Source organism: Blautia sp. KLE_1732_HM_1032, from assembly GCF_025147905.1.
In the GTDB taxonomy this organism is placed as follows: domain Bacteria; phylum Bacillota; class Clostridia; order Lachnospirales; family Lachnospiraceae; genus Blautia_A; species Blautia_A fusiformis.
The window spans coordinates 2,163,441-2,175,494 of sequence record NZ_CP102266.1; the positions used below are offsets into that span (position 1 = coordinate 2,163,441).

At 46.3% G+C, this 12,054-nt stretch carries 8 protein-coding genes; 1 reads left to right on the forward strand and 7 read right to left on the reverse strand.

The window, feature by feature from the left end; translation table 11 throughout:
• Position 1 precedes the first annotated feature (1 nt).
• From cobT to NQ489_RS10420, 6 genes are all read right to left on the reverse strand, one after another.
• Complete coding sequence (cobT, locus tag NQ489_RS10395) at positions 2-1,054, reverse strand: nicotinate-nucleotide--dimethylbenzimidazole phosphoribosyltransferase (RefSeq protein ID WP_015524753.1); 1,053 nt, start codon at positions 1,052-1,054, stop codon at positions 2-4.
• Positions 1,054-1,482 (reverse strand): GtrA family protein, encoded by a 429-nt coding sequence (locus NQ489_RS10400; RefSeq protein WP_015524752.1) that lies wholly within the window; start codon positions 1,480-1,482, stop codon positions 1,054-1,056. Before NQ489_RS10400 ends, cobT begins: the two co-directional genes overlap by 1 nt.
• Positions 1,463-2,410, reverse strand: a complete 948-nt coding sequence (locus NQ489_RS10405) for a glycosyltransferase family 2 protein (protein ID WP_015524751.1) — start codon at positions 2,408-2,410, stop codon at positions 1,463-1,465. The genes NQ489_RS10400 and NQ489_RS10405 overlap by 20 nt, the downstream gene beginning before the upstream one ends.
• The gene (locus NQ489_RS10410; protein ID WP_021650415.1) at positions 2,407-5,181 is read right to left on the reverse strand and encodes a YfhO family protein; all 2,775 of its coding nucleotides are present in this window, start codon (positions 5,179-5,181) and stop codon (positions 2,407-2,409) included. Before NQ489_RS10410 ends, NQ489_RS10405 begins: the two co-directional genes overlap by 4 nt.
• A 113-nt stretch (positions 5,182-5,294) precedes the next feature.
• Positions 5,295-8,840 (reverse strand): pyruvate:ferredoxin (flavodoxin) oxidoreductase, encoded by a 3,546-nt coding sequence (nifJ, locus tag NQ489_RS10415; protein WP_021650414.1) that lies wholly within the window; start codon positions 8,838-8,840, stop codon positions 5,295-5,297.
• A 244-nt stretch (positions 8,841-9,084) separates the two neighbouring features.
• Complete coding sequence (locus NQ489_RS10420; protein WP_015524747.1) at positions 9,085-9,498, reverse strand: RrF2 family transcriptional regulator; 414 nt, start codon at positions 9,496-9,498, stop codon at positions 9,085-9,087.
• Positions 9,499-9,839: 341 nt separating this feature from the next.
• Between NQ489_RS10420 and NQ489_RS10425 the strand changes: the two genes are divergently transcribed.
• A complete protein-coding gene (locus NQ489_RS10425) occupies positions 9,840-11,480 on the forward strand; it encodes an ABC-F family ATP-binding cassette domain-containing protein (RefSeq protein ID WP_021650411.1) in 1,641 nt (546 codons plus the stop codon).
• 85 nt (positions 11,481-11,565) lie between these two features.
• Here NQ489_RS10425 and ybaK read toward each other — a convergent pair whose 3' ends face one another.
• Positions 11,566-12,045, reverse strand: a complete 480-nt coding sequence (ybaK, locus tag NQ489_RS10430; protein ID WP_022426473.1) for a Cys-tRNA(Pro) deacylase — start codon at positions 12,043-12,045, stop codon at positions 11,566-11,568.
• Positions 12,046-12,054: the final 9 nt, after the last annotated feature.

Genomic DNA, 12,054 nt, shown 5'->3' on the forward strand with positions numbered 1-12,054 from the left:
ATTATTTCAGCTCCTCGTACTGTTCTACATTGATATCACCAAAGGTACTCATGGAATTATATACTGCACAGGACAGATCCATCATCGGAAACAGTGCCACAGCTCCGGTTCCCTCGCCCAGGCACATGCCTGCGTGGATGATCGCTTCCTTGCCAAGCTCCTTCAGGATCAGCTGTGCTGCAGGCTCTTTGGATACATGAGACGCAAGGATATGATCACTTACCTGCGGGCAGATCTTTATTGCGATCAGTGCAGATACGCAGGAAATAAATCCGTCCATGACAACCGGCATTCCAAGTGCTGCTCCTCCAATGAATACTCCTGCCATTCCTGCAATATCCAGTCCACCTACCTTTGCCAGGACGTCAATGGCATCTGAACGATCCGGATTATTCAGGGCGATCGCCTTTTTGATCGCATTGATCTTCCGTACAAGCCCTTCACTGGTCAATCCGGCACCACGTCCGGTCATATCTTCCACCGGTTTTCCGAGAAGCACAGCTGCTACCGCACTGCTGGTGGTGGTATTTCCAATGCCCATCTCGCCGGTTGCAAGAACCTGATAGCCTTTTTCCTTCAGCTCCTCTGCCATGGCAATTCCGGCTTCGATGCCACGGATCGCCTGATCTCTTGTCATTGCCGGCTCTCTGGTCATATTTCTGGTCCCATAAGCAACCTTAAGATCTGTACGGACCTTTGTATCTGTGACCATTCCCACATCTACAGGAAAAAGCTCTGCTCCACACTGACGGCACATCACACAGCAGGTAGTAGTCCCTTCCAGAAAATTCTCAGCCACAACAGCCGTCACTTCCTGTCCGGTCTGGGTCACACCCTCTTCTACAACTCCGTTATCCGCGCACATGGCAACCACTGCTTTTTTCTCCACACGTACCTCCGGTGTACCTGTGATACCGGCGATCTGTGTCAGCATATTCTCCAGCTCTCCCAGAGAATGCAGGGGCTTTGCAATACTGTCCCATCTCTTTCTCGCCCCCTCCATAGCCTTTTCATCCAGAGGGCGGACTTTCTTCACTGCCTCATCCAAAGTCATCATTTGCTACCTCCAATCCTTTTACCTGTGGTAAAAATAATAAATTTACTAAAGATATAATTCAACGCCAGCACGATAAATTGTGTGCAGAATTTTGCAAACATATCCCGGAATCCCAGGATCTCCGCCAGAAGCCATACGCCACCTACCTCAATGACCATGGTCACCAGACGGGCACTTATAAATTTCAGAAAGGGCCGTATATGATCCCTCCATGTTTCACAGCGGTCATGAAATACAAATCTGGAATTCACAACATAGGCAAACAGGATCGCCAGGATGATCGATATGATGTTGGCACTCATCAGCGGGATTCCCATTGCCCTCATGATATAAAAGCTTAACAGATTTACGAGAGTCGTACAACCACCCCAGAAAATATAACGGATCACATCATTTTCATAGAATTTAAGGATCCACTTTTTCATTGGTATCTCCTCCTCGTATGATCTTTGATACGATATATCTTGGACGACGTTTTACTTCCTCATAGATCCTGGCGATATAATATCCGATGATCCCAAGGCTCATCATCACAGCACTTCCGATAAAGAGCATCACGATCAGAAGTGTGGTATAGCCTTCCACCGCATGCCCGGAAAAATACCGGACCAGAGAATAGACCAGAAGGAGCAGGGAGCACCCAAAGCAACCCACAGCACCGGCTGTTACAAACTGCAGCGGAAGTGTTGTAAATGCCACGATATTCCGAAACGCATAGCTGATCAGCGTTCCTGCAGACCATTTGGATTCTCCGGCCTCACGCTCCTGCACCTCAAAAGGTACGGAGATGCTTTTGAAGCCTATCCAGGATGATGCCGCCCGGAAAAACATGCTGCGCTCAGGCATGGCGAGAACACTCTCCACCGCTTTCCTGTCCAGCAGCTTGAAGTCGGAAGCGTTTTCCATATCAAAGCCGGTGGCACGGGACATGATCCGATAGAAAAATCCGGCACTTTTTCTGTGAAAAAGAGTTTCTTTTCCCCGGTTTTTCTTGATGCCCTCCACAACCTCGTAGCCCTGCTTCCAGAGCCGGTACATTTCCAAGAGGATTTCCGGCGGATGCTGCAGGTCACAGTCCATCACTGCCACCGCATCTCCGCATGCCTGTGCAAGGCCGGCCACGATTGCTGCTTCTTTTCCGAAATTTCTGGAAAAATGCACACCTGTCACATTTTTATCTTCCCTGGATACTTTTTCTATGGCTGCCCAGGTCCCGTCAGAGGAACCGTCATCTACCAGGACCAGTTCATAACGGATCCCGGCCTGCCCCAGGAGCTCTCTGAGAGTCCGGCAGGTTTTCTCCACCATCGGTTCCTCGTTACAGGCAGGCAAAACTACCGATAATCGGCTCATTTCTCCTGTTTTCCCCTTTCTTTTTGTTTTCCCTGGCGCCGGTAAGATATTACGATCCCGGCAAACAGGATCAGGCCAAGCACCGTCAGTATCATTCCGGGCACAATATACGGTGTACAATATCTGAGTGCGATCGTATGCCTGCCTTTTTTTAATTCCAGTCCCATATACATACTGTTTGCCTGCACAAGTTCTGTTTTTTCTCCATCTACATAGGCGGTAAAGCCTGCGCTGTATGGAATGGAAAATACCAGGATCTTATCGGAAGTGGTTGTGATATCTCCACGAATGCAATTTGTCTCCGTTTTGATATTCTGAAGACTTTCTTTTCCAAGCTCCTCTGTCTGTTCTTCAACAGAAGCCATGGGCTGACATGCCACATACAGATCATCAAAGGTATATTCTCCCGGCATGGAGAATGTCAGTGTCATAGTTCCTGCAGAATAGTTTTTATATCCCATATTCAGAAGAAAATTATGTCTTCCGCTGTAGCCGTTGTATTTATCTGTAAAGATCCGGATAGTCTTGTCCACGGAGCCCAGCGAAACATCCACTGCTGATTCCTTGCTTTCTTTCCAGTAGCGCCAGTTATTGTCTTCATAACGCACGGTATTCTTCTCATATTCTGTCATGGAATCCCATTTTTTATCACTGACCACTGCACGTGGAGAATAGGCATTAAAATCCAGATTTTTTGCCACAAGATAAACCTCTGCCTCCGGCTCTCCCTGATATCCGATCTGTACGGTTGCTCCTTCTTTGGCCACAATGATCTTTCCGTCTTTGATCTTACAGCCTTTTCCTGCTTCCAGTGTAAAATCTGCTTTCTTATCGTCAAAGATGAGGTCTGTCTCAGAAAGACTGCTGTCCTCCAGAACTGCCCCCTGCAGGAGTGCCTGCTGCTTTTCGGTCACGGAAAGCTTTTCATACTTTTCTCTGGGGATCCAGGAATCATAGGTATAACCAAGAGGAAGGGAATCCTCGTCTTCGTAGATCCTGTATTTTTTTGTGACTGCTGCTTCACTGTCATAGCCGTATGGCAGATACCCATATCCGCTTTTTTTGATGGCAAAATATTTCACCGAGGCAAGACGATCTAGGATACTCCGTCCGTCTAGGCTGCTGTAATGATAATCCCAGGGGGTATTCAGATACATCTCATCAAAGAAACGGCTGATATTTCCATTGGCCACACTGAAATAATAGGAAGTACTGTTGGTTCCCATATACATGGCAGTGTTTACATAAGAGCCCGTTTTGTACTGGTCATATCTGGTAACCGCTGAATCGTCCATTGACCGGATCGCTTTGTCCGGTCCGGACTGAAGCTTCTCCAGCGCCTGATCCTTTTCCTCAAATTCTGACAGATAATCTTTTTCGTAAGAATACTGGTATGAAACATTCAGAAGGATGCTTGTCACAAGCACGGCCACGATCATTCCACAGAGATATTTTCCCTGTGTAAATACGTTTCCGTAGGAAACCACTGTAAACACAGCCAGGACCAGCATCATCAGTGCCATGATATTGCGTTCCGTACGAGCGGATTCTGAAAACAGTGCCAGCACGCCATATATCAGCAGCATCACAAATATCCGTCGTTTTTCCCTGATGCCCAGCGTAAACAGTTCCGGATATGCCTGTACCAAGATATATGCGATCAGCATTCCATACGCCCAGATCCATCGGTTGGACACGTATGAAAATCCATTCAGTACATGACCTGCAAAGGGGATCAGCAAAAACAGATTCAGAAGCACAAAGCCCAGCTTCAGTCCCGTATATTTTTTCTTTTTGGAAAAGATCACAAACACGCCTGCCATTGCAACTGCGGAATATCCAGCAACTCCCCACTGGATCATATTTTCGCCGATCAGGCAGCCGAGATATTTTTCGTAGTAAATGCGGTCATATAACAGCGGCACATAATTCTGCGCCTGAAAGCGCTCTGTTCCAAACAGAGTCATGACCACAGGTAAAAAGATCAGTGCAGCGATCATAAGTGCGACCAGATAAAAGCCAGCAAATTTCAGGAACCACTGAAATACATCTTTTACTGAACGCTTACGGAATATTCCAAAATACCGGAAAGCTGCATACAGCACCATAAAGATACTGATCATATAAAAGAAATAAAAATTAGACATTGCCGCTACAGCCGTCGCACAGATAAAAAGGTATGGCTTTTCTTTTTTGTAAATCTTTTCAATTCCCATAAGGACCAGCGGCAGATAGATCATGGGATTGGAAAAATATGGATGCTTCATGGACGCATAAATGGTCCATCCTGCAAAAATATAAACAAGGCTTCCAAGAAATGTAGCCTGTTTGGGATTCTTGCGGTAAAAGCAGTAAATGCTGAATGTGATACCCGCCAGATAAATGCGGAGAAAGATCAGAAGCTCATATAAGATCTCTGTGTCTTTTTCCGGTACAAAAACGGACAGTAAGGTCAGCGGATCACCGATCGCATAATAATGAAGTGTTGTAAGGATATCGGAACCGTATCCGATATGCATATCCCACATAGGAAGGGAAAGCTTATGCTCCGTCACCAGCGTCTGCAGAACATTCCGCAGATATTTTCCATAATAGGCCAATGCATTGATGTGCTGCGGAACACCGTCATGACTCCAGATCAGGGATTTTCCATTGAAATAAAAACAACTGTAAATAAACAGCGAGATCGCCGCAAAAACAATCGTATACAGAATATAAAAATCTGCTTTTTTCTCTTTCCGGGATTTCTCCTTCGAAAAAATTCTCTTCATATATGTCTCTCCTGTATATGAAAAAAGGCCTGCGGTGCGCTAAACACCGCAGGCCTGTCACCTAATGCTTAATCAGCAAGCACACTGTATAAACAGTAACTATTGATCAATAATTAGTCTTCTTTCTTATCTGCTCCGTAAAGAGTGATAAGTTTCTGCAGATACTCATATCTAGCCTGAGCCTCAGACTCGTTCTTAGCAAACAGTCTTGCAGCTTTCTCAGGATTCTGACGCTGCAGAGAATTGTAACGAACCTCACCGTTCAGGAAGTCCATATAGTTCTCCATATCCGGTGTCTTGGAATCAAGGCTGAACTTGTTCTCAGCAGCCGGGTTGAATCTGAAGTTGTGCCAGTATCCGCACTTAACTGCCAGCTCTTCCTCTGTCTGAGCTTTGCTCATACCTTTCTTGATACCATGGTTGATACATGGAGCGTAAGCGATGATCAGGGATGGTCCCGGATATGCCTCTGCCTCTGCGATTGCTTTTACAGTCTGGTTGAAGTCAGCACCCATGGAAATCTGTGCTACATATACATAGCCATAGCTCATTGCGATAGATGCCATATCTTTCTTCTTAGTCTCTTTTCCGCCTGCTGCGAACTGAGCGATCGCACCTGTCGGTGTAGATTTGGAAGACTGTCCGCCTGTGTTGGAGTAAACCTCTGTATCGAATACCATAACGTTGATGTCACGTCCGCTTGCAAGAACGTGGTCAACACCACCGAATCCGATATCGTAAGCCCATCCGTCACCACCGAAGATCCACTGGGATTTCTTGGAGAGGAAGTCTTTCTGTGCAAGGATCTCGTTAGCCTTGTCACATCCGCAAGCCTCAAGAGCTGCAACGAGTTTCTCTGTAGCTGCACCATTTGTTGCGCCTACAGCATAAGTATCCAGCCATTCCTGACCAGCTGCCTTAACATCCTCGTTTGTTCCGTTAGCTACAAGGTCTTCGATCTTCTCTTTCAGACCGCCACGGATCGCACGCTGTGCAAGAAGCATACCATAACCGAACTCTGCGTTATCCTCGAACAGAGAGTTTGACCATGCAGGTCCCTGTCCCTTAGCGTTTGTTGTGTATGGTGTAGATGGTGAAGAGTTACCCCAGATAGAGGAACATCCTGTAGCATTTGCAATGTACATTCTGTCACCAAAGAGCTGTGTGATCAGCTTAGCGTATGGTGTCTCACCACAACCTGCACAAGCGCCGGAGAACTCAAGGAGCGGCTGTTTGAACTGGCTGCCTTTTACAGTTGTCTCTTTATATTTAGCGATAACGTCTTCCTTCTGAGGAAGTGTTACACCGTAATCGAAGAATTTCTGCTCTTCTGTGTTAGCTTCAAGCGGAGCCATCTCAAGAGCTTTGTTGCCTTTCTTTCCTGGGCAGACATTTGCGCAGGAACCACATCCTGTACAGTCAAGAGCGGATACAGTCATTGTGAATGTATAGTCTTTCATTCCTGTAAGTGGAAGTGTCTTGATTCCCTCTGGAGCGTTAGCTGTCTCTTCTGCTGTCATAGCAACCGGACGGATTGCAGCATGCGGGCAGACGTATGCACAGCGGTTACACTGGATACAGTTGTCCGGAACCCATACAGGAACGTTAACTGCGATACCACGTTTCTCATATGCAGCTGTTCCGGATGGTGTTGTACCATCTACATAATCCTTGAATGCAGATACTGGGAGGCTGTTACCTTCCTGAGCATTGATCTTGCACTGGATGTTGTTTACGAAGTCCTGAGCTTCCTGAGCACCGTGGGATGCGTGAGACATGAAGAGTCCCTCGTCCTCAGCGTTCTTCCAGCTCTCCGGAACCTGAACCTCTACGATCTGTTTAGCACCGGCATCGATAGCTGCCCAGTTCTTCTTAACAACGTCATCACCTTTACGTCCGTAAGTAGCTTTAGCAGCAGCTTTCATAAGCTCGATAGCCTGCTCCTCAGGAATGATTCCTGTAAGTTTGAAGAATGCGGACTGAAGGATTGTGTTGATACGTGTTGGTCCCATGCCAGTCTCAATACCGATCTTAACACCATCGATGGTGTAGAATTTGATATTGTGGTTAGCGATGAAAGCTTTAACCTGTCCTGGAAGATGTTTCTCAAGTCCTTCCATATCCCAAGCACAGTTCAGAAGGAATGTACCTCCGTCAACAAGCTCCTGTACCATGTTATATTTGTTAACATAGGACGGATTATGACATGCAACGAAGTTTGCTTTGTGGATCAGGTATGTGGATTTGATCGGTTTCTTACCGAAACGAAGGTGAGACATTGTAACACCGCCGGACTTCTTGGAGTCATAATCGAAGTAAGCCTGAGCGTACATGTCTGTGTTATCACCGATGATCTTGATGGAGTTCTTGTTAGCACCTACAGTACCATCAGCTCCAAGTCCCCAGAACTTGCAGTTTGTTGTTCCCTCTGGTGTTGTAACAAGTGGTGCGCCTGTCTCAAGAGAAAGGTTTGTAACATCATCAACGATACCGATTGTGAATTTCTCTTTCTCAGTGTTCTCATATACTGCTACGATCTGTGCAGGTGTTGTATCTTTGGAACCAAGTCCGTAACGTCCTGTAAAGATCTTAACATCGCTGAACTTGCTGTCGCGAAGAGCTGCAACAACATCAAGATACAGAGGCTCGCCAAGAGCTCCTGGCTCTTTTGTTCTGTCAAGAACAGAGATCTGCTTAACTGTATCCGGGATTGCATCGATAAGAGCCTGTGCACAGAATGGTCTGTAAAGACGAACTTTAACAACACCGACTTTCTTGCCAGTTGCCATAAGGTAATCGATGGTCTCCTCGATGGTATCGTTTACGGAACCCATAGCTACGATGATGTGCTCAGCGTCAGCAGCTCCGTAGTAGTTGAACAGTTTGTAGTCTGTTCCGATCTTCTCGTTAACTTTGTCCATGTACTCCTGAACAACTGCCGGAAGAGCGTCATAATATGGATTACATGCCTCTCTTGCCTGGAAGAAGATATCCGGGTTCTGAGCGGAACCTCTCTGACATGGATGGTTCGGGTTCAGAGCACGGTTACGGAACTCTGCGATTGCGTCCATATCTGCCATATCTTTCAGATCTTCATAGTCCCATGTCTCGATCTTCTGGATCTCATGAGATGTACGGAATCCGTCGAAGAAGTTGATGAATGGAACTTTTCCTTTGATTGCTGCAAGATGAGCAACCGGTGTAAGGTCCATAACCTCCTGTACAGAAGACTCACAAAGCATTGCACATCCAGTCTGACGACAGGCCATAACGTCGGAATGGTCACCGAAAATACAAAGTGCGTGGGAAGCAAGTGCACGGGCAGATACGTTGATAACTCCCGGAAGCTGCTCACCAGCGATCTTGTAAAGGTTCGGGATCATAAGCAGAAGACCCTGGGAAGCTGTGTAGGTTGTAGTCAGGGCACCTGCTGCCAGAGAACCGTGAACGGCACCTGCTGCACCTGCCTCAGACTGCATCTCTGTAACCTGTACTTCCTGTCCAAAGATGTTCTTTCTTCCCTGAGTTGCCCACTCGTCTGTAGCCTCAGCCATTACAGATGAAGGGGTAATCGGGTAAATAGCAGCTACATCAGAAAAAGCGTATGATGCATGAGCGGCTGCATGGTTACCATCCATGGTTTTCATCTTTCTTGCCATTGTTTTTTCCTCCTTAAAGGTTTGTTAAAAAATATATTATTTAGGCTTATGAAGGCCTAAAATTCCATTGGTTATTATATCATAGATTCCCAGTTATGTCCATTTTCTTTCATTGTTTTTTGTATATTATCCTGTACAAACGCCGTTATCTTTTTCACAAATAAAAAAGAGCTGTTCGGAATTTTTCCTCTCCAAACTGCTCTCCTTATCATCTCATACGCTTATCCCAACTCACATCCGGGAATCACTTCTCCTCTTTTCCGAAAAGATCCTTCATGGATTTCCGACGGAGCATTGTCCACAGCTGATCCTGGATCTCCTGAAGCTCATCATGTGCATGGCAGGGAACTCCGTCCTGTCCGTTCCTTGGACACTGATATGTGCCGTTCAGGCACTCAATGATGGACATATCCGGATCGATCGCACTGTATATCTCATATAATGACAGTTCTTCCGGATCTCTCTTCAGCGCGTAACCGCCATGAACTCCGCGGTATCCTTCCACGAGCCCTGCATTCTGAAGCTTCTTCAGTATCTTGTATGCAAAGGGTGCTGTGATCGATTCCCTCTCACAGATCTCGCTGACGCTCAAACGCGGCTCCCACATCAATGCGCGGATAACCCGCATCGCATAATCGCTTTCTCTGGTGATAAACATTTTTAACCTCTCTTCTGTTCAACTAAGCTGCTGATTTATGATAGTTTCCGCATTCCATCCGATCTGCCACGTTCCTGGGTGTTTCTGATGTGCCAGAGAGCCGGATATCCATATCCCCGGAATACTTCATTACCACATACGACAGTATAACCCATTTTTTTATATAATAAAAGGTTATTATTTTCCTGTGATTCATAGTAATCCCCTGTTTTTCCTTTATTTAGCCGAAAAAAGGAAAATACAGCTTGCAAATTTTTCAGTTTACGGTACAATAGGAAACGATTGTAATGCTTTCGTATGTAATTGAAACGATATTTATTTAATGAAAAAAGAGGTATGATATGATTTCAGCAAATAACATCACACTGCGCGTTGGAAAAAAAGCGCTGTTTGAAGACGTTAACATCAAATTTACAGAGGGTAACTGTTATGGATTGATCGGCGCCAACGGCGCAGGAAAATCTACATTCCTCAAAATCCTTTCCGGTCAGCTTGAGCCTACCAAGGGCGACATTGTGATCACCCCCGGTCAGAGACTTTCTTTCCTGCAGCAGGATCACTTCAAATATGATGCTTATCCGGTTCTGGATACTGTCATCATGGGTAATGAAAGACTCTATCAGATCATGAAAGAGAAAGAAGCCATTTACGCAAAGGAAGATTTCACAGACGAAGATGGCATCCGTGCCAGCGAGCTTGAGGGTGAGTTTGCAGAAATGAACGGATGGGAAGCAGAGTCCGATGCTGCTACTCTTCTCAACGGTCTCGGCGTCGACACCGAGTTCCACTATACACAGATGGCAGACCTTACCGGTAGTATGAAGGTCAAGGTTCTTCTTGCACAGGCTCTTTTCGGAAATCCTGATATCCTTCTTCTTGATGAGCCGACCAACCACCTGGATCTTCCTGCTATCGAATGGCTGGAGGAGTTCCTGATCAATTTTGACAATACGGTTATCGTAGTATCTCATGACCGTTATTTCCTGAACAAGGTCTGCACACATACTGCTGATATCGATTATGGCAAGATCCAGCTTTATGCCGGAAACTACGACTTCTGGTTTGAATCCAGCCAGCTTCTGATCAAGCAGATGAAAGAGGCCAACAAAAAGAAAGAGGAGAAGATCAAAGAGCTCCAGGAGTTCATCTCCCGTTTCAGCGCCAATGCTTCCAAATCCAAGCAGGCGACTTCCAGAAAGCGTGCCCTGGAAAAAATCCAGCTGGATGACATGCGTCCTTCCAGCCGTAAATATCCATACATCGACTTCCGCCCGAACCGTGAGATCGGAAACGAGGTCCTCATGGTGGAAAATCTGTCCAAGACCATTGATGGAGTAAAGGTTCTGGACAACATTTCCTTCACTCTTGGTCGTGAAGATAAGGTTGCCTTTGTGGGCGCCAACGAGCAGGCCATCACAACCTTCTTCAAGATCCTTACAGGTGAAATGGAGCCGGATGAAGGAAATTACAAATGGGGCGTTACCACTTCCCAGGCATATTTCCCGAAGGATAACACACAGGAATTCGATAACGACCTTACTATCACCGACTGGCTGACACAGTACTCCGAGATCAAGGACGCAACCTACGTCCGTGGATTCCTTGGCCGTATGCTTTTCCCTGGTGAGGATGGTGTAAAACGTGTCCGTGTTCTTTCCGGTGGTGAAAAAGTTCGCTGTCTTCTTTCCAAGATGATGATCTCCGGTGCCAATATCCTGATCCTGGATGAGCCAACCAACCATCTGGATATGGAGTCTATCACAGCACTGAACAACGGACTGATCAAATTCCCGGGAGTGATCCTTTTCACCTCACACGATCACCAGTTTGTACAGACAACTGCAAACCGCATCATGGAGATCCTTCCTAACGGCAAGCTGGTAGACAAGATCACCACTTACGACGAGTATCTTGCCAGCGACGAAATGGCCAAGAAGCGTCACGTATTCCAGGTTAACGAAGAGGACGCACAGGATAACTAAATCCCATGCTTCTGTAATAAAAAATCTCCCCTGCTTCCGCCTTTACAGGCAGTCAGGGGAGTTTTTTTATCTGTTTTATATGCGCTTACTCCATGGTGATCGGAGCAAGCTTGCCTTGTGTTACATCCAGAAGATCTTTAAGCGGTACCTTCAGGGTAAGGCCTACTCTTCCACCACTTACATAGATCTCATCAAAGTTTTCGGCAGACTGGTCAAACACCACCGGATAATTTTTTTTCATTCCAAGAGGGCTGCAGCCTCCGCGGATATAGCCCGTGATCTTTGTAAGATCCTTTACATGGATCATATCTACTGTTTTTTCGCCTACAGACTTTGCGGCTGCCTTACGGTCCACCTCTTTCTCGATCGGAACTACAAACACATAGTAGCCGCCGCTTTTCCCTTCCATGACCAGGGTCTTAAAGGACTGATCATGAGGGGCTCCTGTGATGTCTGCACAGTGGATCCCATCTATGAACTCTCCACAGTCATATGCGATTGCTTCATATTTTACTTTTTTTCGATCCAGCATTCTCATCGCGTTTGTTTTGGCTTCTTTTCCCATTTCTGTCAC